The sequence below is a fragment of the Rugamonas sp. GW822-FHT03B10 genome (genome assembly GCF_058801745.1).
The window spans coordinates 209,302-233,335 of record NZ_JBXANP010000007.1; the positions used below are offsets into that span (position 1 = coordinate 209,302).

Annotated in this window: 23 protein-coding genes; 17 read left to right on the plus strand and 6 right to left on the minus strand. The window is 65.6% G+C overall.

Translation table 11 applies throughout. The features are described from left to right. Positions 1–17 precede the first annotated feature (17 nt). Together AC1RQG_RS14010 and AC1RQG_RS14015 are read right to left on the minus strand one after the other, a co-directional pair. Positions 18–314 carry a Txe/YoeB family addiction module toxin gene (locus AC1RQG_RS14010; protein WP_493132302.1) on the minus strand — a complete coding sequence of 99 codons (297 nt, stop codon included), beginning with the start codon at positions 312–314 and terminating at the stop codon, positions 18–20. Then, on the minus strand, positions 292–564 hold the full coding sequence (locus tag AC1RQG_RS14015; RefSeq protein ID WP_493132304.1) for a type II toxin-antitoxin system Phd/YefM family antitoxin: 273 nt from the start codon (positions 562–564) through the stop codon (positions 292–294). The genes AC1RQG_RS14010 and AC1RQG_RS14015 overlap by 23 nt, the downstream gene beginning before the upstream one ends. Before the next feature lie 191 nt (positions 565–755). On the opposite strand from AC1RQG_RS14015, the gene AC1RQG_RS14020 reads away from it, so the two are divergent. The 4 genes from AC1RQG_RS14020 to AC1RQG_RS14035 all read left to right on the plus strand — a co-directional run bounded on the left by AC1RQG_RS14020 (position 756) and on the right by AC1RQG_RS14035 (position 3,967). Next, entirely contained in the window at positions 756–1,406 is a 651-nt protein-coding gene (locus AC1RQG_RS14020) for a TetR/AcrR family transcriptional regulator (protein ID WP_493132306.1), read from the plus strand. 164 nt (positions 1,407–1,570) lie between these two features. Beyond that, positions 1,571–2,224, plus strand: a complete 654-nt coding sequence (locus AC1RQG_RS14025) for a protein-L-isoaspartate O-methyltransferase family protein (RefSeq protein WP_493132308.1) — start codon at positions 1,571–1,573, stop codon at positions 2,222–2,224. Positions 2,225–2,234: 10 nt separating this feature from the next. Beyond that, positions 2,235–2,558, plus strand: a complete 324-nt coding sequence (locus AC1RQG_RS14030) for a rhodanese-like domain-containing protein (protein WP_182219060.1) — start codon at positions 2,235–2,237, stop codon at positions 2,556–2,558. A gap of 104 nt (positions 2,559–2,662) precedes the next feature. Then, positions 2,663–3,967: a TolC family outer membrane protein gene (locus AC1RQG_RS14035; RefSeq protein ID WP_493132310.1), complete on the plus strand. Its 1,305-nt coding sequence runs from the start codon at positions 2,663–2,665 to the stop codon at positions 3,965–3,967. Between the two features lie 36 nt (positions 3,968–4,003). Here the strand turns inward: AC1RQG_RS14035 and gloA are convergent, their stop codons facing one another. The 4 genes from gloA to AC1RQG_RS14055 form a co-directional block, all read right to left on the minus strand. Further along, positions 4,004–4,411 carry a lactoylglutathione lyase gene (gene gloA / locus AC1RQG_RS14040; protein WP_493132312.1) on the minus strand — a complete coding sequence of 136 codons (408 nt, stop codon included), beginning with the start codon at positions 4,409–4,411 and terminating at the stop codon, positions 4,004–4,006. Positions 4,412–4,491: 80 nt separating this feature from the next. Beyond that, positions 4,492–4,917 (minus strand): OsmC family peroxiredoxin, encoded by a 426-nt coding sequence (locus AC1RQG_RS14045; RefSeq protein WP_493132314.1) that lies wholly within the window; start codon positions 4,915–4,917, stop codon positions 4,492–4,494. Positions 4,918–5,004: 87 nt separating this feature from the next. Next, on the minus strand, positions 5,005–6,348 hold the full coding sequence (locus AC1RQG_RS14050; protein ID WP_493132316.1) for a PQQ-dependent sugar dehydrogenase: 1,344 nt from the start codon (positions 6,346–6,348) through the stop codon (positions 5,005–5,007). 12 nt (positions 6,349–6,360) lie between these two features. Then, positions 6,361–6,600: a hypothetical protein gene (locus AC1RQG_RS14055; RefSeq protein ID WP_493132318.1), complete on the minus strand. Its 240-nt coding sequence runs from the start codon at positions 6,598–6,600 to the stop codon at positions 6,361–6,363. Positions 6,601–6,792: 192 nt separating this feature from the next. On the opposite strand from AC1RQG_RS14055, the gene AC1RQG_RS14060 reads away from it, so the two are divergent. The 13 genes from AC1RQG_RS14060 to nirB all read left to right on the plus strand — a co-directional run bounded on the left by AC1RQG_RS14060 (position 6,793) and on the right by nirB (position 24,020). Further along, the gene (locus AC1RQG_RS14060; protein ID WP_493132320.1) at positions 6,793–7,749 is read left to right on the plus strand and encodes a DUF3667 domain-containing protein; all 957 of its coding nucleotides are present in this window, start codon (positions 6,793–6,795) and stop codon (positions 7,747–7,749) included. A gap of 175 nt (positions 7,750–7,924) precedes the next feature. Further along, entirely contained in the window at positions 7,925–8,827 is a 903-nt protein-coding gene (locus AC1RQG_RS14065) for an NAD kinase (RefSeq protein ID WP_493132321.1), read from the plus strand. Between the two features lie 46 nt (positions 8,828–8,873). Beyond that, the gene (gene recN, locus AC1RQG_RS14070) at positions 8,874–10,553 is read left to right on the plus strand and encodes a DNA repair protein RecN (RefSeq protein WP_493132323.1); all 1,680 of its coding nucleotides are present in this window, start codon (positions 8,874–8,876) and stop codon (positions 10,551–10,553) included. 89 nt (positions 10,554–10,642) lie between these two features. After that, positions 10,643–11,749 carry a ferrochelatase gene (gene hemH, locus AC1RQG_RS14075; RefSeq protein WP_493132325.1) on the plus strand — a complete coding sequence of 369 codons (1,107 nt, stop codon included), beginning with the start codon at positions 10,643–10,645 and terminating at the stop codon, positions 11,747–11,749. A 427-nt stretch (positions 11,750–12,176) separates the two neighbouring features. After that, positions 12,177–12,713: a nucleotide exchange factor GrpE gene (grpE, locus tag AC1RQG_RS14080; protein ID WP_493132327.1), complete on the plus strand. Its 537-nt coding sequence runs from the start codon at positions 12,177–12,179 to the stop codon at positions 12,711–12,713. A 106-nt stretch (positions 12,714–12,819) separates the two neighbouring features. After that, the gene (gene dnaK, locus AC1RQG_RS14085; RefSeq protein WP_493132329.1) at positions 12,820–14,766 is read left to right on the plus strand and encodes a molecular chaperone DnaK; all 1,947 of its coding nucleotides are present in this window, start codon (positions 12,820–12,822) and stop codon (positions 14,764–14,766) included. 129 nt (positions 14,767–14,895) lie between these two features. Then, complete coding sequence (gene dnaJ, locus AC1RQG_RS14090) at positions 14,896–16,023, plus strand: molecular chaperone DnaJ (protein ID WP_493132331.1); 1,128 nt, start codon at positions 14,896–14,898, stop codon at positions 16,021–16,023. A gap of 109 nt (positions 16,024–16,132) precedes the next feature. After that, positions 16,133–16,810, plus strand: a complete 678-nt coding sequence (gene can / locus AC1RQG_RS14095) for a carbonate dehydratase (protein ID WP_493132333.1) — start codon at positions 16,133–16,135, stop codon at positions 16,808–16,810. Positions 16,811–16,947: 137 nt separating this feature from the next. After that, a complete protein-coding gene (locus AC1RQG_RS14100) occupies positions 16,948–17,571 on the plus strand; it encodes an ANTAR domain-containing response regulator (protein ID WP_493132335.1) in 624 nt (207 codons plus the stop codon). A 281-nt stretch (positions 17,572–17,852) separates the two neighbouring features. After that, on the plus strand, positions 17,853–19,028 hold the full coding sequence (locus AC1RQG_RS14105; protein ID WP_493132337.1) for a CmpA/NrtA family ABC transporter substrate-binding protein: 1,176 nt from the start codon (positions 17,853–17,855) through the stop codon (positions 19,026–19,028). Between the two features lie 10 nt (positions 19,029–19,038). Further along, the gene (gene cobA, locus AC1RQG_RS14110; RefSeq protein ID WP_493132339.1) at positions 19,039–19,833 is read left to right on the plus strand and encodes a uroporphyrinogen-III C-methyltransferase; all 795 of its coding nucleotides are present in this window, start codon (positions 19,039–19,041) and stop codon (positions 19,831–19,833) included. Between the two features lie 326 nt (positions 19,834–20,159). Then, positions 20,160–21,464, plus strand: coding sequence for an MFS transporter (locus tag AC1RQG_RS14115; RefSeq protein ID WP_493132341.1), 1,305 nt, complete (start codon positions 20,160–20,162; stop codon positions 21,462–21,464). A gap of 27 nt (positions 21,465–21,491) precedes the next feature. After that, positions 21,492–24,020 carry a nitrite reductase large subunit NirB gene (gene nirB / locus AC1RQG_RS14120; protein ID WP_493132343.1) on the plus strand — a complete coding sequence of 843 codons (2,529 nt, stop codon included), beginning with the start codon at positions 21,492–21,494 and terminating at the stop codon, positions 24,018–24,020. Positions 24,021–24,034 lie beyond the last annotated feature (14 nt).

The window sequence follows — 24,034 nt, forward strand, 5'->3', positions numbered from 1 at the left end:
CCTTCCACGTTCTGTCGCTAATAGTGGTAGCGGCATGCGACCACATACACCGTATCGTTTTCCACCATGTACACCAGGCGGTGTTCACGGTCGATCCGGCGCGACCACAAGCCTGTCAGATTACCTCTGAGTGGTTCCGGCTTGCCCAAACCCTTGAACGGGTCCGCCATGATGGCATCGATCAGTTCGTTGATCTTTTCCGCCAGCTTGGGGTTCGCCTCCTGCCAATGCAGGTAGTCCTCCCAGCCAATGTCGGTGAAGGCGACGGCCGCTTGCCGGGCTTGCTCCTTGCTACTTGCCTTGTGATGCTTCATCGCGGACCAGCTCCCGTTTCCTGGCCTTGCCGGCTTTCAATTGCTCGAACGAAGCCAGCAGACGGCTGGCGTTGTTCGGAGATTCGAGCAGATACAGCGTTTCCTCGATGCTATTGAAATCGGACAGCGATAACATGACGACGGCTTCCCCGTTTTGGCGCGTGATGACGGCCGGATTGTGGTCATTGCAGACTTCGTCCATCACCGCCTTCAGCCCGGCGCGCGCCTCGCTGAAAGTGAAAATGTTCATGGGATTGGTCCTTTGTTCTCGGCAGGTGGTCAGTGCATGTTCATGGTACAGAATTTTGTACAATGCGTAAATATTGTGCCGATTCTTGTGCATAGAACATTCCGCCATGCCGGTTGTCATGCCCCCGGCTTGACGCTGACGGCAGGCCCGTCTATATTAATGACTTGAAAGTAAGTTAAAACTGGATGCCTATGCAAGCCCCACCCGAACCCAAGCCCCGCTGGGAGCGGCGCAAAGATGCGCGGCCGCAGGAATTGCTGGCCGCCGCGCTGGGCCAGTTCGTCGAACGCGGCTTCGCGGCCACCCGGCTGGAGGACGTGGCGCGCCGCGCCGGCGTGTCCAAGGGCACGCTCTACCTGTATTTCGAGAACAAGGAAGAACTGTTCAAGGCAGTCGTGCGCGATCACATTGTGAACGCCATCGGCGCGGCCGAGCAGACCGTGGCCGAATTCGACGGCCATAGCGGCGAGCTGCTGCGCGCCATCCTGATGCGCTGGTGGGACCAGATCGGCGCCACCGAGCTGGCCGGCATCACCAAGCTGATGATGGCCGAGGCCAACAACTTCCCCGACCTGGCCCAGTTCTACAACGTCGAGGTGATCGAGCGCGGCAACCGCCTCATCTCCAGCGTGCTGGTGCGCGGCGTGGCGCGCGGCGAATTCCGCCCGCTCGACCCGGAGGTGATGACCCCCGTGCTGACGGCCCCGGTGCTGATGCTGATGATGTGGACCCATTCGTTCCTGCCCTGCGACATGTCGGCGCTGGACCCGCAAGCGTACATGGCGGCGTTCATCGACATGGCCCTGAACGGCTTGCTGCCGCCCGCCGCCAATGCCGCCTGATGCCCGTGCGCACCGATCCGGCGGGCCGATTTGGCCACTTCAACCCCCTCAAACTGCAGACTGTCGCAATTTCCCGCGTCCCGTCAGGTTTCTCGTTAACATGTGCCTTCCTTGCCAGATCAACGATAAAATGACGGATTATTCTTTTTCCACCGAGTCATAAGATGAATATCGAACAAGCCCGCTTCAACATGATCGAACAGCAAATCCGCCCTTGGGATGTGCTGGACCAAGACGTCCTGGACCTGCTGGTGGTGGTCAAGCGCGAGAATTTCGTGCCGGCCGCCCACAAAAACCTGGCCTTCGTCGACACGGAAATCCCGCTGCCAGGCGGCCAGAGCATGTTCACCCCCAAGCTGGAAGCGCGCTTGTTGCAGGAAGTTAAACTGAAAAAACACGAGAACGTGCTGGAAATCGGCAGCGGCAGCGGCTACATGGCCGCCCTGCTGGCGCACAAGGGCCGTCACGTGACGACCGTGGAGATCGACCCCGAACTGAAGGCGCTGGCCGAGAAGAACCTGGCCGACAACGGCGTGACCAATGCGACGGTCGAACTGGGCGACGGCGCCCACGGCTGGACCCAGGGCGCGCCCTACGACGTGATCGTCATCTCCGGCGGCCTGCCCGCGCTGCCCGAGGCGTTCCTGCAGCAGCTGAAGGTCGGCGGCCGCCTGGTGGCCATCATCGGCGAAGCACCGCTGATGAAGGCGCAGCTGATCACCCGCACGGGCGAGGCCGGCTACGACACCAAGACTTTGTTTGAAACCAATGTGAAGCTGCTGAGCAAAGCGTCGGCGCCTTCGCATTTCACGTTCTGAGCGGGGCAGCATGCAGCATCTGACCGCGCTGGAGCTGGCCGACTGGCTGGCCGACGAGGCCCGCCCCAGCCCCTTCCTGCTGGACGTGCGTGAACCATGGGAATTCGAGACGTGCCGCATCGCCGGTTCGACCCTGATCCCCATGCACACCATCCCGGCCCGCATCGACGACCTCGATGAGGATGCTGCCATCGTGTGCATCTGCCACCACGGCGCGCGCAGCCTGCAGGTGGCCGCCTTCCTGGAGCGTCACGGCTTCGGCAAGGTGAGCAACCTGACCGGCGGCGTGCACGCCTGGGCCGTGCAGGTCGACCACGCGATGCCCAAGTACTAGCAACACACGACCGGGCCGCGGCGACGCGGCGCTGGGTTCGGCGGCAACGAATGGTGTCTTTTTGATATGATTAACTTTTTTTGATGACTCCCACGGAGAACGCAATGCAGAGACCCCTTATCGCCGTGCTGATCGCCAGCGCTTTCATGACGTTCAACGCACAGGCGGCCGATCTGGTCCAGGTGTACCAGCAGGCGCTGGCCAACGACGCGACCTTCGCCGGCGCCCGCGCCAGCCTGACGGCGGGGCAGGAACGCATCACCCAGGGCCGGGCCGGCCTGCTGCCGTTCATCTCGGCCAGCGGCGCCAACAGCCGCAACACCGGCGATCTGCAGATCGATCCCGCGCCCAAGCGCGACAACGACTATCACGTCAACAATTACCAGGTCACGCTGACCCAGCCCCTGTTCAACTGGGCCAGCTGGCAGCAATACCAGCAAAGCAAACTGGTGCAGGCGGCCGCCGAGGCCAGCTATGCCCAGGCGCAGCAGGACCTGATCGTGCGCGTGGCGCAGGCGTATTTCGACGTGCTCACGGCGCAGGATTTCCTCACCGCGACCCAGGCCCAGAAAGTGGCCACCACCGAGCAGCTGGCCTCGGCCAAGCGCAACTTCGAGGTGGGCACCCAGACCATCACCGACACCCACGAAGCCCAGGCCGCCTATGACCTGGTGGTGGCGCAGGAGTTCGCCGCCATCAACGACCTCGAGAACAAGCGCACGGCGCTTCAGGTGATCGTCGGCCAGGCGCCGGCCGACCTGGCGCCGCTGCGCTCCGGCGTCACCATCGCCGGCCCGCAGCCGGCCGCCATGGAGCCGTGGGTCAGCTCGGCCGAGGGCCAGAACTACGCCGTCGTGGGCGCCCAGTTGCAGTTGGAGATCGCCAAGCGCGACATCGAGCGCAACCGCTCCGGCCACTATCCGACCGTCAACCTGGTGGCCAGCAGCGCGCACAGCAACCAGACCAACAGTAGCGTGGCCAACAACAATTCGATCGGCGTGCAGTGGAATGTCCCGCTGTTCAGCGGCTTCGCCGTGACCAGCAAGGTGCGCGAGTCGATCGCGCTGGAAGACAAGGCCCGCAACGACCTGGAGGCGACCAAGCGCGCGGCCGCGCAGGGCGCGCGCCAGGCTTATCTGGGCGTCAACAGCGGGCTGGCGCAAGTGAAGGCGCTGGAGGCGGCGGAAGTGTCGAGCAAGTCCTCGCTCGATTCGAACAAGCTCGGCTACCAGGTCGGCGTGCGTATCAACATCGACGTGCTGAACGCGCAAAAGCTGCTGTACTCGACCCAGCAAAGCCTGTCCAAGGCCCGTTACGACACCATCATGGCCGGTCTGCGCCTGAAGGCGGCCGCCGGCTCGCTCAAGCCGGCAGACCTGGACACGGTCAACGCCCTGCTGGCGCACTAAGGCGCCGCAGGCCAGCCCGGACGGGCCGGGGCCGGCTTACAGGCCGGCGCCGGCGCCGTCGAACTGGCGCTCGATCAGTTCAATTTTGTAGCCGTCCGGGTCGGTCACGAAGGCGATCACGGTCGAGCCGCCTTTCACCGGCCCCGGCTCGCGCGTCACATGGCCGCCATTGGCTTTGACAGCCTCGCAGGCGCGCACGATATCGTCGGCCGAAATGGCCAGGTGGCCGTAGGCCGTGCCCATCTCATAGCTGCTCACGCCGTAGTTGTAGGTCAGTTCCAGTTCCGCGTGCTCGGGGTTGGCGCCGTAGCCGAGGAAGGCCAGCGTGTACTTGTATTCCGGGTTGTCGCTGGTGCGCAGCAATTTCATGCCCAGCACCTTGGTGTAGAAATCGATCGAACGTTGCAGGTCGCCTACCCGCAGCATGGTGTGCAAAATACGCATGGTGGTCTTTCTTGACGGTGGAGAGTAAGCCGCATTTTATGCGTTTTGCCGCAACCATGCCGGGGGCCGCCCGGCGGCGTTCAGTGATCGAGCCGCGCGTCGAGCGTGATGTGGGCGTTCAGCGCGCGCGACAGCGGACATTCTAGCTTGGCCTTGAGCGCGGCCTGTTCGAACGCGGCCTGGCTGGCGCCGGGGATGAACGCGATCAGGTTCAGGTGCACCGAGCCGATCTGGTAGTCATCGCCGACCTTGCCCAGCGAGACGGTGGCCGTCGTGATCAGGCTGCGCGGTTTCATGCCGGCCGCCGCCAGTTCCCCCGCCAGCGTCATCGTGAAGCAGGCCGCGTGGGCCGCACCCAGTAGTTCTTCCGGATTGGTGCCGGCGTCGTGTTCGTAGCGGCTGTGGTAGCCGTACGAGACGTTGTCGAGGATGCCGCTCTCGGTCGCCACCCGGCCGCCGCCGCCCTTCAGGTCGCCGCTCCAGACCGCCGTTCCTGTGCGTTTCATGATGTGCTCCTGTGTAACGTGGGATGCGTCATGATGACGCGGCCGCAGCCCCGCCTCCGTTCGGGGACGCACATAAGGCAGGCCATGTCAGCGCGCCTTGGGCGTGATGCGCCAGATCGTGTTGCCCACGTCGTCGGCCACCAGCAGCGCGCCGTCGCGGGCCACGGCCACGCCCACCGGACGGCCGTGGGCCGTGCCCTTGCGGTCCAGGAAGCCGATCAGGAAATCGCGCGGCGGGCCGGACGGCGCGCCGTTGGCGAACGGGACGAAGATCACCTTGTAGCCGCTGGGCGGGCGCCGGTTCCACGAGCCGTGCTGGCCGATGAAGACGCCTTCGCGGTAGCTGGGCGGGAACAGCTGGCCACGGTAGAACGCCAGCCCCAGCGAGGCCGTGTGCGCGCCCAGCGCGTAGTCGGGCGCCACGGCGCGCGCCACCAGGTCGGGCCGCGCGGGCGACGGGCGCGGGTCCACGTGGGCGCCGAAATAGCTGTAGGGCCAGCCGTAGAAGGCGCCGTCGTGGACGGCCGTCATGTAGTCGGGCACCAGATCGTCGCCCAGTTCATCGCGCTCGTTGACGGCCACCCACAACTGGCCGCTGTGCGGTTCCCAGTCCATGCCGACCGGGTTGCGCAGGCCGGTCGCGTACGGCCGGCTCTGGCCGCTGGCCAGGTCCAGTTGCCAGATGGCGGCGCGGCCCGTTTCGGCCTGCGGGCCGTTCTCGCCCACGTTGCTGCCGGAACCCACGGCGATATACAGCGTGCGGCCGTCGGGCGTGGCCAGCAGGTTGCGGGCCCAGTGCTGGTTTTGCGGACCGGCCGGCAGATCGAGCACCTTGGTGCCGGGCGTGACGATGCTGGTCTGGCCGTCCCGGTAGTCGAAGCGCAGCACCGCGTTGGTGTTGGCCACGTACAGGTGGTTGCCGGCCAGCGCCATGCCGAACGGCGATGCCAGCTGGTCGAGGAACACCGTGCGCTCGGCCGCCATGCCATCGGCGCCCACGCCGCGCAGCAAGGTGATGCGGTCGGCCGAGGCGACCCCGGCGCCGGCCTTTTTCATCAGGTGGCGCGTGATCATGCCGCGCACGCCGTGGCCGTCGTTGGCGTGCGCGGGTGCGTTGGTTTCAGCCACCAGCACGTCGCCATTGGGCAGCACGGCCAGCCAGCGCGGATGGTCCAGGCCGCGCGCGTAGGCCTGCACCTGGAAGCCGGCGGCCGGCACCGGGCGTTCATTCTCCTGCCAGCGCGCGACCGGGGCCACGGCGACCGTGGGGATGAGGGAGCGGGACGGTTCGGGCAGCTCGGGGTGGGGGCCGAAGCCGGGTGGATATTGCGGGTATGGCTGCTCGGCCAGCGCGCACGCGCACAACGCCGCCAGCAGCGGCAACATCATGCGCGCCAGCGCGCGCGGCGCCCAGCGGGGCGTGGGCCACATGGTCGTCGGCCTTCAGTCGCGCCGCACGTCCGGCTTGGGCTTGGCGCCTCCCGGATGGGGCGCGGTGGGCTTGACCTGATCCACGCCGCGCACGCCGTGCAGGTCGGTATCGACCAGACCGCGTTCGAGGTCGCTATTGGCCTGTTCGATGATGGTGCGCGGGTGGCGGGGCGGCTGTTCCGTCGTTTCGTCGCGTTCGTGGGGCAGGTGGCCGCCGCCGGGCCCGGTGCCGGGTTTGCTGGTTGTCGCCATGATCGTGCCTTTCCAGGTAAGGCTTGAAGGCGCCATCTTAGCGCGCCCCGCGCGTGCCGGTCGCGCGATTGGCGCACGGCTGGCGCGCGCCGGGGGCGGGATGCGGACTGTCTTTTCCGGGCGAAACTCGGTTACTATTTCGCCATCATTGATTTCGCGACCATGCAGGTCGCTGTTTGCGAAGGAAGCGCCTTGAGCTCTGAACTGCACGCCGCCGATGTCCATGCCCATGCCGCGCCGTCCCATTGCGCCAACTGCCGGGCCGCCGTCAGCGGCAATTATTGCCACCAGTGCGGACAGGAGACGGTGCTCCATCCACCCAGCGCGCGCGAATTCCTGCACGAGTTCATCGGCCATTACGTGGCGCTGGAAGGCAAGCTGTGGGGCACGCTGGGCCGGCTGCTGTTCCGGCCCGGCGCGTTGACCAACGAGTACGTGCGGGGCCGGCGCGTGCGCTTCGTCCAGCCGCTGCGGCTGTACCTGACCTTGAGCGTGCTGTTCTTCGCGCTGATCAAGCTGGCCAATCCCATCGACCTCGCCGGTTCGACGGCCGAGCCAGGCGCGGCGGCCACGCCGGCGACGGCCCACGCGACGTCAGGCAAGGCCGCGCCCGCCAAGCCGCAACGGGGCGAGGTGGTGTTCTTTGACGACGACGGCGACAGCGATGGCGATCTGCTGGTCACGGGCCTGAAGGGCGTGTGGCCGACCGGCGCGGCCAAGCTCAAGCACCAGGAGCAATACCTGTCCAGCCTGACGGACGCGCAGCGCGTGGACGTGTTCACGCAAGGCTTCTACCATTTCGCGCCGTACGCGATGTTCCTGCTGCTGCCCCTGTTCGCGCTGTACTTGAAGCTGCTGTACCTGGGCTCGGGCCGCCGTTATGGCGAGCACCTGCTGTTCGCGCTGCACGTGAACGCGTTCGCGTTCGCCGTGTTCATGGGCCTGATGCTGCCCATGCCCGGCATCGTCCGGTTCGCGCTGTGGGTGTGGCTGATCGCCTATCTGCCGTGGGCCATGCGCCGCGTCTACCCCGGCGGCAAGCTGGCCACGACGTGGCGCTGGCTGGCCCTGATGGCCGCTTATTCCGTGACCATGGCCATCGGCTTCATGTTCACCATCGGCGCCGGCGTGCTGACGGCCGGTCATTGACGCCGGCGCGGCCGCCGCACTATACTGTTCGCCTATACAGTGTTCGATGGTCGAGTCGTGCAGGCGTGCGGCCGGGCATCCGGTCTGCGCGTAGCGGCCGCGCCGTTTATGGCAGAAGCCGGCGTTATCGGTTACCCTGCTGCGTGTCGCTACTCCTCACTACACCGAGATCCTTATGCCTGACTTGCATGTCCCGTTCCACACCATCGCGCTCGTCGTCCGCCAGAACACGGACGGCATCGAGGAATCGGTGGGCCACATCGTCGCGTTCCTCGAGCGCCGTGGCCACGCGGTCGTGTTCGAGGAGGAGACGGCGGCGCACCTGGGCCTGACCGGCGCGCGGGCCATGAGCGCGATCGAGATCGGCGCCCACGCGGATCTGGCCATCGTGATGGGCGGCGACGGCACCATGCTCGGCATCGCGCGCCAGCTGGCGCCGTACGACGTGCCGCTGATCGGCATCAACCAGGGCCGGCTCGGCTTCATGACCGACATTCCGCTCGATGGCATGCTCGACGTGCTGGCCAAGATGCTGACGGGCAGCTTCCAGGCCGAGCGCCGCACGCTGCTCGAAGGCCAGGTGCTGCGCGACGGCGAGGTGATCCACGTGGGCATGGCCGTCAACGACGTGGTGGTGTCGCGCGGCGCGGGCGCCGGCATGGCCGAGCTGCGCGTGGACGTCGACGGCCACTTCATGTACAACCAGCGCTCGGACGGCCTGATCATCGCCACCCCGACCGGCTCGACCGCCTACGCGCTGTCGGCCGGCGGCCCGTTGCTGCACCCGAGCCTGGGCGGCATCGGCCTGGTGCCGATCGCGCCGCACGCGCTGTCGAACCGGCCCATCGTGCTGCCCGAATCGAGCCTGATCGAGATCGAGATCATGCGCGGGCGCGACATCAGCGTCAATTTCGACATGCAGACCTTCGCCAGCCTGGCCGCGCACGACCGCATCCTGATCAAGCGTTCGCCGCACACCATCACCTTCCTGCACCCGGAGGGCTGGAGCTACTACAACACCCTGCGCGAAAAGCTGCACTGGAACGAATACCCGTCCGGCGAAGGCAAGCTCAGCTGACCCGGCCCACCGACCCACCATCCAGCGACCCCATCCCCAGTCCACCATGCTGCGTACCCTGACCATCCGCGACTTCGTCATCGTCGATACCATAGAACTGGAATTTTCCGCCGGCTTTTCCGTGTTCACGGGCGAGACCGGCGCCGGCAAGTCCATCCTGATCGACGCGCTGACGCTGGCGCTGGGCGGGCGCGGCGACGCCAGCGTGGTGCGCGAGGGCGCGGCCAAGGCCGACATCACGGCCGACTTCGCCGTCACGCCGCAGGCCGCCGCCTGGCTGCAGGCGAACGAATACGCGGCCGACGAGGGCGGCGCGCTGCTGCGCCGGGTGATCGACAACGCCGGCCGCTCCAAGGCCTACATCAACGGCATCGCGGCCACGGCGGCCCAGTTGCGCGAGCTCGGCGACCTGCTGGTCGACATCCACGGCCAGCACGCGCACCAGTCGCTGCTCAAGGCCGACGCCCAGCGCGAATTGCTCGACCATCAGGCGCTGACGGCCGACGGCGGCGCGCGCGCCACGGCGGCCGACGATGGCAAGGCCGTGGCCGCCGCCTACAAGGCCTGGCGCACACTGGCCCGCCAGCGCGAGGAATACGAGACCAACGCCGCCAACGTGCTGTACGAGCGCGAGCGTCTTGAGTGGCAGGTGGGCGAGCTTGACAAGCTGGCCGTGCGGCCCGGCGAATGGACCGAGATCAGCAACGAGCACAGCCGCCTGTCGCACGCGGCCAGCCTGCTCGAAGGGGCGCAGGAAGCGCTGGCCGTCATTTCCGAGGCGGACGACCACCCGGTGCTGTCGCAACTGTCGGCCCTGAACCAGAAGCTGGGCAAGCTGGCCGGCATCGACACGGAACTGCAGGCCATCGTCGACCTGATCGAGCCGGCCCGCATCCAGTTGCAGGAGGCGGCCTACGCACTCAACAGCTACCTGGACCGGGTCGAGCTGGACCCGGAGCGCTTGCGCCAGGTCGACGCGCGGCTGGAGGCGATCCACTCGACGGCCCGCAAGTTCCGGGTGACGGAGGAGCAGTTGCCGGACGAGCACGCGGCGCTGGCCGCCAAGCTGCGCCAGCTGGCCGACGCCACCGACCTGGATGGTTTGCGCCAGCAGGAGCAGAAGCTGAAGGCGGCCTACCTGACCGTGGCGCAGCGCCTGTCGGCCACGCGCGCGCAGGCGGCGCGCCAGCTGGGCGAGGCCGTCACGCGCGCGATGCAGGACCTGAACATGACGGGCGGCCGCTTCGAGGTCGCGCTCAACCCGTGCGAACCGGCCGGGCACGGCCTGGAGCAGGTGGAATTCCTGGTGGCCGGCCACGCGGGCGTGGCGCCACGGCCGCTGGCCAAGGTGGCCTCGGGCGGCGAACTGGCGCGCATCGCGCTGGCCATCTCCGTCATCACGTCCAACGCCACCACCACGCCGACCCTGATCTTCGACGAGGTCGACAGCGGCATCGGCGGCGGCGTGGCCGAAGTGGTGGGGCGCTTGCTGCGCCGGCTGGGCCAGGAGCGGCAAGTGCTGTGCGTGACGCACTTGCCGCAGGTGGCCAGCCAGGCCGGCCAGCATTTCCAGGTGGCGAAAAGCACGCTGGAGAACGGCAAGACGGCCTCGCGCATCGACGTGCTCGACGCCAAGGCCCGGGTGGAGGAGGTGGCGCGCATGCTGGGCGGGCTGGAAATCACGGCCACCACGCGCAAGCACGCGCGCGAGCTGCTGGCGTCTTAACGGGCGCGATGTTGGACCTGACCCCGGCATTCCCCCCGCGCCGGGCGATTTAACTATAATGGCAAGCTCCGTCCACCACCGCGCCCGCCATGACCTTTCTTCCCGAACCTCCCCACACGCATGGCAAGGTGCCGCGCAGCGCCGTCGTGCTGGTCAACCTGGGCACGCCCGACGAGGCGACCCGGCCCGCCGTGCGGCGCTACCTGAAGGAATTCCTGTCCGACCCGCGCGTGGTGGAAATCCCGCGCGCCGTCTGGTGGTTCATCCTCAACCTCATCATCCTGCCGTTCCGTTCCGGTAAATCGGCCGCGAAATACGCGTCGATCTGGACCCGTGAAGGTTCGCCGCTGAAAGTGTATACGCAGCAGCAGGCCCAGTACCTGCAAGGCTTGCTGGGCGAGCGCGGCCACGACGTCAAGGTCGTCATGGCCATGCGTTACGGCAACCCGTCGCTGCCCGGCGTGCTGGCCCAGCTGCAGGCCGAAGGTTGCGAACGCATCGCCGTGCTGCCCGCCTATCCGCAGTATTCGGGCACCACCACCGGCTCCATCTACGACGCCGTGTTCAGCCACTACGCGCGCGTGCGCAACGTGCCGGAGTTGCGCTTCGTCAAGCATTACCATGACCACGAAGGCTACATCCAGGCGCTCGAACAGTCGGTGCAGGCGCACTGGGAGGCCAACGGCCGTCCCGACAAACTGGTGCTCAGCTTCCACGGCGTGCCCAAGCGCACCTTGCTGCTGGGCGACCCCTACCACTGCGAATGCCTGAAGACGGCGCGCCTGCTGGCGGCCCGCCTCAAGCTGACGCCCGAGCAATATGTGGTCACCTTCCAGTCCCGTTTCGGCAAGGCCGAGTGGCTGCAGCCGTACACGGCGCCCACCGTCCAGCAACTGGCGCGCGACGGCGTGCGCCGCATCGACGTGCTGTGCCCCGGCTTCACCAGCGATTGCCTGGAGACGCTGGAGGAAATCGCGATGGAAGTGCGGCACGACTTCGAGGCGGCCGGCGGCCGCGAGTTCCACTACATCCCCTGCCTGAACGCGACCCCGGCCTGGATCGCGGCGCTGGCCGATATTGCCGAACAGCATCTCGTCGGCTGGCCCACGCTGACCACGCCAGCCCAGCGCGCGTTGCTGAAAAAAGAGGCGGAATTGGGCCGCGAGGCGGCCATCCGGCGCGGCGCGGCCGCATAAAGATGCGAAAGCGGCGCGCGGGGACTGGAACTCCGCGCGCCGTCGCGGCATAATCAGCACTTGGCGGTGACGAGTGCCAGCCTGTTAAAATAGCCGGCCCAGGGGATCGGCCGCGTAGCACAGCCAGGCGGTTGCCAGGATGATGTAGGCGAGGATGGATGCTGCGATCAATGGCAACTTCATGATGGGGCGCTCCCGGGAAAACGGTCTGCACAGTCGTCTGCTCAGCCGTCTCTATTCATACTAGCCGGTTCTTGGCAAAAGAGAATCTGCGCGTATCGGAAGTTTTGTAACCGTTGTTACATGGCACAGGCGGCGCCGGGTGGAGCGCGGGCAAGCCCTTGAAACGACAGGGATTAGCCCCATCTGATCGCACAGTGCAGTCGTCAATGCTTAGTCAAACAATATGAATGTAGGAGTCTTTTAGATGCAAGATCAGGAAAACCAAGCTGTACCTAATCCAGAGGCGGATCAGGCGTCGGCCCAAGCTTCGACTCCCGCTGAATCTACTCTGGAAGAGCAACTGGCCGCCACCGAGGCGCGTCTGGCCGAGATGCACGACGCCTTCATGCGCGCCAAGGCCGAGGGCGAGAACATCCGCCGCCGCGCCCAGGAGGACGTCGCCAAGGCGCATAAATTCGCCGTGGAAAGCTTCGCCGAGGCCATGGTGCCCGTCAAGGACAGCCTGGAAATGGCCCTGAAGGTCGAGTCGCCTTCGCTCGAATCGCTGAAAGAGGGCGTCGAGATGACCTTGAAGCAACTGACGTCGGCGTTCGAGAAGAACCGTCTGCTGGAGATCATGCCGGCCCAGGGCGACAAGCTGGACCCGAACAAGCACCAGGCCGTGGCCGTGGTGCCGGCCGAGCAGGAGGCCAACACGGTCGTGGCCGTGCTGCAAAAGGGTTACATGATCGCCGACCGCCTGCTGCGCCCGGCCATCGTGACGGCGGCCCAGGCCAAATAAACGGGGACTGCGGCAAACGTTTGAAATTTCGCGACAAGCACTTGAAAACGTACAGCATTTCCACACATTAGAACCATCTGAACTTTAGCAAATAAGGAAAACAATCATGGGTAGAATTATCGGTATCGATCTGGGAACCACAAATTCCTGCGTTTCCATCATGGAAAATGGTCAGCCAAAGGTAATCGAAAACGCCGAAGGCGCGCGCACGACGCCATCGATCATTGCTTACCAGGAAGATGGTGAAATCCTCGTCGGCGCGCCTGCCAAACGCCAGGCCGTCACCAACCCGAAGAACACGCTGTTCGCCGTCAAACGTCTGATCGGCCGCAAGTTCGAGGAAAAGGAAGTGCAGAAGGACATCGGCCTGATGCCTTACTCGATCATGAAGGCCGACAACGGCGACGCCTGGATCGGTGTGCGCGACAAGAAACTGGCCCCGCCGCAAATCTCCGCAGAAGTGCTGCGCAAGATGAAGAAGACGGCCGAAGACTACCTCGGTGAAGAAGTCACCGAGGCCGTCATCACCGTGCCTGCTTACTTCAACGACTCGCAGCGCCAGGCCACCAAGGACGCCGGCCGCATCGCCGGTCTGGACGTCAAGCGCATCATCAACGAGCCGACCGCGGCCGCGCTGGCCTTCGGCCTGGACAAGACCGAAAAGGGCGACCGCAAGATCGCCGTGTATGACCTCGGTGGCGGCACGTTCGACGTGTCCATCATCGAGATCGCGGACGTGGACGGCGAGAAGCAGTTCGAAGTGCTGTCGACCAACGGCGACACCTTCCTGGGCGGCGAAGACTTCGACCAGCGCGTGATCGACTACATCATCGACGAGTTCAAGAAGATCAACGGCCTGGACCTGAAGAAGGATCCGATCGCCCTGCAGCGCATCAAGGCTTCGGCCGAGCGCGCCAAGATCGAACTGTCGTCGTCGCAGCAGACCGAGATCAACGAGCCGTACATCGCCATGGCGAACGGCGCGCCGGTCCACCTGAACCTGAAGATGACCCGCGCCAAGCTGGAATCGCTGGTGGAAGAGCTGATCAACGCCACCATCGAGCCATGCCGCATTGCAATCAAGGATGCCGGCGTGAAAGTGTCGGACATCGATGACATCATCCTGGTCGGCGGTATGACCCGTATGCCCAAGGTGCAGGAGAAGGTCAAGGAATTCTTCGGCAAGGATCCACGCAAGGACGTGAACCCGGACGAAGCCGTGGCCGTGGGCGCCGCCATCCAGGGTTCCGTGCTGTCGGGCGAGCGCAAGGACCTGCTGCTGCTGGACGTGACCCCGCTGTCGCTGGGCATCGAAACGCTGGGCGGCGTGATGACCAAGATGATCCACAAGAACACGACCATCCCGACCAAGTTCTCGCAAGTGTTCTCGACCGCCGACGACAACCAGCCCGCCGTGACCATCAAGGTCTACCAGGGCGAGCGTGAGATCGCGGCCGGCAACAAGGGCCTGGGCGAATTCAATCTGGAAGGCATCCCGCCGGCAGCACGCGGCACGCCGCAGATTGAAGTGACCTTCGACATCGACGCCAACGGCATTCTGCACGTGGGCGCCAAGGACAAGGCCACCGGCAAGGAAAACAAGATCACCATCAAGGCCAACTCCGGCCTGACGGAAGCGGAAATCCAGAAGATGGTGAAGGACGCCGAAGTCAACGCGGAAGAGGACAAGAAGATCAAGGAACTGGCCGAATCGCGCAACCAGGCCGACGCCCTCGTGCACTCGACCCGCAAGTCGCTGACCGAATACGGCGACAAGCTGGAAGCGGGCGAGAAGGAGAAGATCGAAGCGGCCATCACCGAGCTGGAAGGTTCGATCAAGTCCGGCGACAAGGCCGAGATCGACGCCAAGGTGGCGGCGCTGTCGACCGCGTCCCAGAAGCTGGGCGAGAAGATGTACGCCGACATGCAGGCGCAGCAGGCCGCGGCCGGCGGCGAAGGCGCCCAGCAGCAGCACGCTGGCGCGCAAGAGCAGGCCAAGCCGCAGGACGACGTGGTCGATGCCGACTTCAAGGAAGTCAAGGACAGCAAGTAATCCAGGCATCCGCGCGGCGTGGGGCTCCCCTGCGCCGCGCTCTCCTGCCGAGCCGGGCGAGCCTGATGGTGGTCGCTCGGCTTTTTCGCATAATCAGTACATCAGTAAATACAGCAAGGTGCCGACAACATGGCAAAGCGTGATTTCTACGAGACACTCGGTGTCGCAAAAAATGCCACGGAAGACGAGATCAAGAAGTCTTATCGCAAACTGGCGATGAAATACCATCCGGACCGCAATCCGGACAGCAAAGAGTCGGAAGAAAAGTTCAAGGAAGTCAAAGAAGCGTACGAGATGCTGACCAACCCGGAGAAGCGCGAAGCGTATGACCGTTATGGTCACGCCGGCGTCGATCCCAACATGGGTGGCGGCGGCGGTTTCGGCGGCGGCGCGGGCGGCTTCGGCGACGCGTTCGGCGACATCTTCGGCGATATCTTTGGCGGCGGCCGCGGCCGCAACGCCGGCCCGCAGGTGTACCGCGGCGCCGACTTGCGCTACAACCTCGAAATCACGCTGGAACAGGCCGCGCACGGCTTCGACACGACGATCCGCGTGCCGTCGTGGGACAAGTGCGACACCTGCCACGGTTCCGGCGCCAAGCCCGGCACCTCGCCGTCGACCTGCTCGACCTGCGGCGGCCACGGCCAGGTGCGCATGCAGCAAGGCTTCTTCAGCATCCAGCAGACCTGCCCCAAGTGCCACGGCACGGGCAAGATCATCACCGATCCGTGCTCGCCCTGCGGCGGCGCGGGCCGCATCAAGCGCAACAAGACGCTGGAGGTGAAGATTCCGGTCGGCATCGACAACGGCATGCGCATCCGCTCGTCCGGCAACGGCGAACCGGGCACCAACGGCGGGCCGTCGGGCGACTTGTACGTGGAGATCCACATCAAGCCGCATCCGGTGTTCCAGCGCGAAGGCGACGACCTGCATTGCGAAATGCCGATCTCGTTCGCCAAGGCGGCCCTGGGCGGCGACATCGAAGTGCCCACGCTGTCGGGCAAGGTGTCGTTCACGATTCCCGAAGGCACCCAGTCGGGCAAGACCTTCCGCCTGAAGGGCAAGGGCATCAAGGGCGTGCGTTCCGGTTACGCCGGCGATCTGTTCTGCCATGTGGCCGTGGAAACCCCGGTCAAGCTGACGGAAAAGCAGAAGGACATGCTGCGCGAGTTCGAGAAGGCCACCACCGAGGGCGGCGCCAAGCACAGCCCGCAGAGCAAAACCTGGAAAGACAAGGTCAAAGACTTCTTTGAGTAATTTCAGGTAGAATTCGCTCCACACATCCAGGACGCTTCGGCGTCCACAGACAGACCGCCGCCATGCCCTCCGGGACAGAACGGCGGTTTTATTATGTAGAGAGGACGAAATGAGCGAGCAAGTGATCGGTAATTCCCCCCTGCAAGATCTGCTGCGTAACAACCGCCAGTGGGCCGAATCGGAGGTCAATCGCGATCCCGAGTTTTTCAAACGCCTGGAGCAACTGGCTTCGCCCGAATATCTGTGGATCGGTTGTTCCGACAGCCGGGTGCCCGCGAACGAACTGCTGGGCCTCGCGCCGGGCGACGTGTTCGTGCACCGTAACATTGCCAACGTGGTGGTGCACTCGGACCTGAACTGCCTGTCCGTGCTGCAGTTCGCCATCGACGTGCTGAAGGTCAAGCATGTGATCATCGTGGGCCACTATGGCTGCAAGGGCGTGCACGCGGCCATGACGGGCGCCCGCGTGGGCCTGGCCGACAACTGGCTGCGCCACGTGCAGGACGTGAACCAGAAGCATGAGCGTTACCTCGGTGACGTGCTCAACACCGCCGCCCGCTCGGAACGCCTGTGCGAATTGAACGTGGTGGAGCAGGTGGTCAACGTGTGCCAGACCACCATCGTGCAGGATGCGTGGGACCGCGGCCAGCAACTGACCGTGCACGGCTGGGTCTACGGCCTCAAGGATGGCCTGCTGAACGACCTCGAAATGACGGTGACTTCCGCCGAAGACCTGGCACCCCGTCTGGCCGCCCGCCTGCAAAAGTACGGCCAACAGGCGGCCTAACGCCGTCGCCGGGGCGGTCGGCCATGCCGTCCGCCCCGGCGTTCCCCTCAGCGCGTGGTGCGGTTCTTGCTTACGTTAAGCTGCATGAAGTTTAACTTTTGCACGCCTTGAATACTCGGCTGCCACCACAATCAGCCATGCGCAATCTACGTATCGTCATCGTCAACACCGTCATCACGGCCGCCAACGCGGGCGACGTGGCCCAGCGCGCCCAGGCGGCGCGGACCCAGGCCCTGCGCGAGGGCTTGCTGGAGGCCGGCTACGACATCGTCGCCTCGCTGCCGGCCGACATGCATCTGCCCGAGCAGATCGCCCAGTTGCAGCCCGATATGATCATCATCGACGCCGAATCGGACGCCCGCGACGTGCTTGAACACATTGTCGTGGCCACCCGCGACGAGCGCCGCCCCATCGTGCTGTTCACGGAGAGCGAGGACCAGCAGTCCATGGAACAGGCCATGCGCGCCGGAGTGAGCGCTTACATCGTCGCCGGTCTCAAGGCCGACCGCATCAAGCCCGTGCTCAACGTGGCGCTGGCGCGCTTCAGGCAGGAGCAGAAGCTGCTCACGGAACTGTCGGACACCAAGCACAAGCTGGCCGAGCGCAAGGTGATCGAGCGCGCCAAGGGCTTGCTGATGGCGCGCCACCGGCTCACCGAAGACCAGGCCTACCAAAAGCTGCGCAACATGGCCATGAACAAGAACCTCAAGCTGGCCGAGATCGCGCAGCGCATCCTCGATGTCGAGGACTTGCTGGGCTGAACGCTGTCCAAAATGGTGCGCGGCACAGAAACGGTGCGCATTGCGTGCCTGCCGCCCCATCTTTTCCCCCCGAACGCCGCGTAACGCCCCTGCAACGCATGGCATGGTCCTTGCACTTCATACCGTAGCGGGTCCGGCCAACGGCGGCCGGGCTGCACGAGACAAGGGCGTCTGCACCGCATGCCAGCGAGCATGCCGGGAAGGGCGCCTTTTTATTTGTCGATGGAGAGCACTGCGATGACATGTACCCACATGCGAACCCAGCCAACCGGAGCGCGGCCATGAGCAGCGCCTTGCGACCGGAAAAGCAAACCGTCAAGATCGGCTTCAATCCACTGACCGACTGCGCCACCGTGGTCATGGCCTCCGTGCTGGGCATGGACGAGAAATACGGCATCAAGATCGTGCTGCGCAAGGAGCCGTCGTGGGCCGGCGTGCGCGACAAGCTCGTCAGCGGCGAGCTGGATGCGGCCCACCTGCTGTACGGCATGGTCTACGGCGCCCAGCTCGGCGTGGGCTGGCAGCAGAAGGACATGGCGATCCTGATGAACCTGAACCGCAACGGCCAGGCCATCACGCTGTCGCGCCGGCTGGCCGAGCAGGGCGCCGTGGACGGCCCCTCGCTGGCGGCCCTGATGCAGGGCGCGCCGCGCACCTACACCTTCGCCCAGACCTTCCCCACCGGCACCCATGCCATGTGGCTGTACTACTGGCTGGCCGCGCACGGCGTCGATCCGATACGCGACGCGCGCGTGATCACGGTGCCGCCCGCGCAGATGGTGGCCAACCTGAGCGCCGGCCACATGGACGGCTTTTGCGCCGGCGAACCGTGGGGCCACCGCGCCGTGGCCGACGGCGTGGGCGTGACGGCCGCCACCAGCCAGCAGATCTGGCCCGACCACCCGGAGAAAGTGCTGAGCACCACGGCCGCCTTCGTCAAGCACCATCCGAACACCTGCCGCGCGCTGGTGGCGGCCGTGCTGGACGCGGGCAAGTGGATCGAAGCGTCGCCGGCCAACAAGCTGGCCGCGCTGGAAATCCTGGCCGGCCACAGCTACGTCAACACCAGCCGCGACGTGATCGCGCCACGCGCGCTCGGTCATTACGAGAATGGCTTGGGCAAGAGCTGGCAAGACCCGTATTGCCTGCAATTCCATGCGGACGGCGCGGCCAACTTCCCCTATCTGTCGGACGGCATGTGGTTCATGACCCAGCTGCGGCGCTGGGGCCTGATCACGCGCGACCCCGAATACCTGGCCGTGGCCAGCCATGTGCACCAGATCGGCCTGTACCGCCAGGCCGCCGAGATGAGCGGCACGCCCGTGCCCGACAGCATGCTGCGCAGTTCCAAGCTTATGGACGGCATCGTCTGGGATGGTCGCGACCCGCGCGCCTACGCCGCCGCGTTCCCTATCCGGCACCGGGCCCAGGCCCCGGCCGACACCGCAACTTTCTGAGGAGAGCACCATGCATGATCAAGGCAGTGTCACCCTGGTGGGCGCCGGTCCCGGCGACCCGGACCTGTTGACCATCAAGGCCGTGAAAGCCATCGCCCGCGCCGACGTGGTGCTGATCGACGACCTCGTGAACCCGGAGATCCTGGTGCACGCGCCCCACGCGCGCGTGATCGAGGTGGGCAAGCGCGGCGGCTGCGAATCGACGCCGCAGGAATTCATCGAGCGGCTGATGGTGGCCGAAGCCCGCGCGGGCCACCACGTGGTGCGGCTGAAGGGCGGCGATCCCTATCTGTTCGGCCGCGGCGGCGAGGAACGCGCCACGCTGAAGGCGCACGGCATCGCCGTCGAAGTGGTGCCCGGCATCAGCAGCGGGCTGGCCGCGCCCGGTACGCTCGGTGTGCCGCTCACGCACCGGGCCTGGAGCCAGGGCGCCGTGTTCGTCACGGGCCATGGCAAGGACGCCGCGTCCGAGCCGAACTGGGTCGCGCTGGCCCAAAGCCGGCTGACGCTGGTGGTCTACATGGGCGTGGCCCGTTGCGAAGCGATCCAGGCTGGCTTGCTCGCTGGCGGCGCGGATCCGTCCACGCCGGTGGCCGTGGTGCAGTCGGCCACCCGCAGCGCGCAGCGCCAGTTGCTGACCACACTCGGCGAATTGCCGGGCGCGCTGCGCGCCAGCGGCCTGGGCAGCCCCAGCATCATCGTCATCGGCGACGTGGTGCGTTGCGCCGACGACTGGCCGGCCATGCTGGCGCAGCACGAGCTTGCCAGCCCCTGCGTCAGCGCTGGCGCGCGCGCCTGCGGCTGAGCGGCGCCTGGTGCAGCGCGCGCACCGTTAGCGTGCGTCGCTGCACCGCAACATCGCACAGCATCCGCACCAACGCCGCCCAAACTAGCCCTCAAGCAACGCTTTCCTCCCGCTTTCCCCGCTTTTCCCCGCTGTTCCCCCCTACAGCACCTTCCCGATACAGCTGGCACAGCTCTTGCAATAGGTAGGGTAAGGGATCAAAGGCGATCCCCCCTCACATTTCGCCGGTCTAACGATGGACCGGCAGGACAACGGCGTCCGCCCAACCTGGTCTTGAGACCTGAGTGGGGCGGACGCCGTTTGCGTTTTCTAAACGGGAAATCAAAATGACCAGCAAAGCTAACAGCATCAAGCTTTTCTCGATCTCCACGCCGGCGATGCGGGCCTTCCACCTGACCTGGATGGCGTTCTTCGTCTGCTTCTTCGCGTGGTTCGCCTGCGCGCCGCTGATGCCTGTGATTAAGGGCGAGTTCAACCTCAGCGTGGCGCAGATCGCCAACATCAACATCGCCGCCGTGGCCATCACCATTCTCGTGCGCCTGGTGGTCGGCCCGCTGTGCGACCACTACGGCCCGCGCAAGACCTACACCGGCCTGCTGCTACTGGGCGCCATCCCCGTGATCGGCGTGGCCTTCGCCCACAGCTATGAAAGCTTTTTGATGTTCCGCCTCGGCATCGGCGCCGTGGGCGCCAGCTTCGTCATCACCCAGTACCACACCTCGGTCATGTTCGCGCCGAAAGTGGTGGGCACGGCCAACGCGGCCTCGGCTGGCTGGGGCAACGCCGGCGGTGGCGCGGCGCAAGCGGCCATGCCGCTGCTGATGGGCGCCATGGTGATGGCCGGCGTGAGCGAGACCATGGGCTGGCGCGCCGCCCTGATCGTGCCGGGCGTGCTGATGGTCATCATGGCCGGCCTCTACTACCGCTACACCCAGGACTGCCCGGAAGGCAACTACAGCGAGATGCGCGCCGCCGGCATCCCGATCGAGGGCGGCAAGAAAGGTGGCTGGGACAGCTTCAAACTGGCCGCCGCCAACCACCGCGTGTGGCTGCTGTTCGTCACCTACGGCGCCTGCTTCGGCATCGAGATATTCATCCACAACATCGCCGCCACCTACTACGTCGACCACTTCGGCTTCTCCGTCAAGTCGGCCGGCCTGGCCGCCGGCAGCTTCGGCCTGCTGGCCCTGTTCGCCCGCGCCCTGGGCGGCTGGGTATCCGACAAGGCCGCCATGCGCGGTGACCTGAACAGCCGCGTCACGCTGCTGTTCGTGATGATGATCGGCGAAGGCGCCGGCCTGCTGTGGTTCGCCAACGCCGACGGCGCCACCTACGCCGTGATCGCCATGCTGACCTTCGGCCTGTTCACCCACATGGCGTGCGGCGCCACCTACGCGCTGGTGCCGTTCGTCGACAAGCGCGCCCTGGGCGGCGTGGCCGGCATCATCGGCGCCGGCGGCAACGTGGGCGCCGTGGCTGCGGGCTTCCTGATGAAGGGCCTGGGCAACACGCAGCAAACCCTGAGCGTCCTCGGCGTGGTGGTGGCGATCTCCGCGCTGTGCGCGCTGGCGGCCCGCTTCTCCAGCGAAGCCATGGAATCGGCGGCCATGCCATCCAAGATCGCAGCATAAATGTAATCGAGCATAAGGAACCGCATCATGAAAATCATCGTCATCGGCCACGGTATGGTCGGCCAAAAATTCCTGGAAACGCTGGGTGACAGCAGCGATCTGCACGTGACCGTGCTGTCCGAAGAGCCACGTCCGGCCTACGACCGCGTTCACCTGTCCGAGTACTTCTCCGGAACCACGGCCGAACAGCTGTCGCTGGTGCCGCCCGGTTTTTTTGAGCGCGGCAACCTGCTGCTCAAGCTGAACACCCGCGCGGTCGCCATCGACCGCGCGGAGAAGACCGTCACCGTGCGCAGCGGCGAAGTGCTGGAGTACGACAAGCTGGTGATCGCCACCGGCTCCTTCCCCTTCGTGCCGCAACTGCCGGGCAAGGACCGCAAGGACTGCTTCGTCTACCGCACCATCGAGGATCTGGAAGGCATGCTCGCCTGCGGCAAGCGTTCGAAAACGGGCGTGGTGATCGGCGGCGGCCTGCTGGGCCTCGAATGCGCGAAAGCCCTGCGCGACATGAACCTCGAAACCCACGTGGTCGAATTCGCGCCGCGCCTGATGGCGGTACAGGTGGACGACGCCGGCGCGCGCGTGCTGCGCCAGAAGATCGAGGACCTGGGCGTGACCGTCCACACGGGCAAGAACACCACCGCCATCGTCGATGGCGAAGAGGGCACCCACCGCATGGAGTTCGCCGACGGCAGCCACCTGGACACGGACATGATCGTGTTCTCGGCCGGCATCCGTCCACGCGACCATCTGGCGCGCGAAGCCGGCCTGGCCACCGGCCCGCGCGGCGGCATCTCGATCAACAACCAGTGCCTGACCTCGGACCCGGACATCTACGCCATCGGCGAATGCGCGCTGTGGAACGGCCAGGTGTTCGGCCTGGTGGCGCCCGGCTACGACATGGCCCGCATCGCCGCCAAGCACCTGATGGGCGAGCATGAGGCGGAGTTCACCGGCGCCGACATGAGCACCAAGCTCAAACTGATGGGCGTGGACGTGGCCAGCATCGGCGACCCGCACGGCAAGGTGGAAGGCAGCCGCTCGTACCAGTTCACGGACGAGCGCAAACAGATCTACAAGAAGATCGTCGTGTCCGACTGCGGCAAATACCTGCTGGGCGGCGTGATGGTGGGCGACGCCAGCGAATACGGCACGCTGCTGCAGATGATGCTCAACAAGATAGAGCTGCCCGAGTCGCCTGAATTCCTGATCCTGCCGCAGTCCGACGGCAAGGCCAAGCCCGGCCTGGGTGTGGACGCGCTGCCGGCCAGCGCCCAGATCTGCTCGTGCAACGCCGTCTCCAAGGGCGCGCTGTGCGACGCGGTGGGCGGCGGCGCCACCAGCATCGGTGAGCTGAAGTCGTGCACCGGCGCCGGCACGGCCTGCGGCGGCTGCGTGCCGCTGGTGACGCAGATCATGAAGTCGGAAATGAAGAAGCTGGGCATGGCCGTCAACAACCACGTGTGCGAGCACTTCCCGTACTCGCGCCAGGAGTTGTTCCACCTGATCCGCGTCGGCAAGATCACCACCTTCGCCGACCTGCTCAAGCAGCACGGCAAAGGCCTGGGCTGCGACGTGTGCAAGCCGCTGGCGGCCAGCATCCTGGCCTCGTGCTGGAACGACTTCGTGCTGAAAAAAGAGCACGCCAGCCTGCAGGACACCAACGACTACTTCCTGGGCAACATCCAGAAGGATGGCACCTATTCCGTCGTGCCGCGCATGGCCGGCGGCGAAGTGACGGCCGATGGCCTGATCGCCGTGGGCACCGTGGCCAAGAAGTACGGCCTGTACACCAAGATCACGGGCGGCCAGCGGGTCGACCTGTTCGGCGCGCGCGTCGAGCAGCTGCCGCTGATCTGGGAAGAGCTGATCGCGGCCGGCTTCGAGTCGGGCCACGCCTATGGCAAGTCGCTGCGCACCGTCAAATCGTGCGTGGGCTCGACCTGGTGCCGTTACGGCGTGGACGATTCCGTCGGCCTGGCGATCGAACTGGAGAACCGCTACAAGGGCTTGCGCACGCCGCACAAGATCAAGTTCGGCGTGTCCGGCTGCACCCGCGAGTGTGCCGAGGCGCAGGGCAAGGACGTGGGCATCATCGCCACCGAGAAGGGCTGGAACCTGTACGTGTGCGGCAATGGCGGCATGAAGCCACGCCACGCCGAACTGCTGGCTTCCGATCTGGACAAGGCCACGCTGGTGCGCTACATCGACCGCTTCCTGATGTTCTACACCCGCACCGCCGACCGCTTGCAGCGCACCAGCGTGTGGCGCGACAACCTCGAAGGCGGCCTCGATTATCTGAAGGACGTCGTCATCGGCGACAAGCTGGCCATCGCCGCCGAACTGGAAGCGGACATGCAGCACGTGGTCAACACCTACGCCTGCGAATGGAAGGCCGCCGTCGAAGATCCGGAAACCCGCAAGCGCTTCCGCCACTTCGTCAACAGCGACCAGACCGACCAGAACGTGTTGTTCATGGAGGAGCGCGGCCAGATCCGTCCCGCCACGCCGGAAGAACGCCAGCGCGTGATCCCCATCGCAGTCAAAGCAGCCTAACCCGTCCCAGCAAA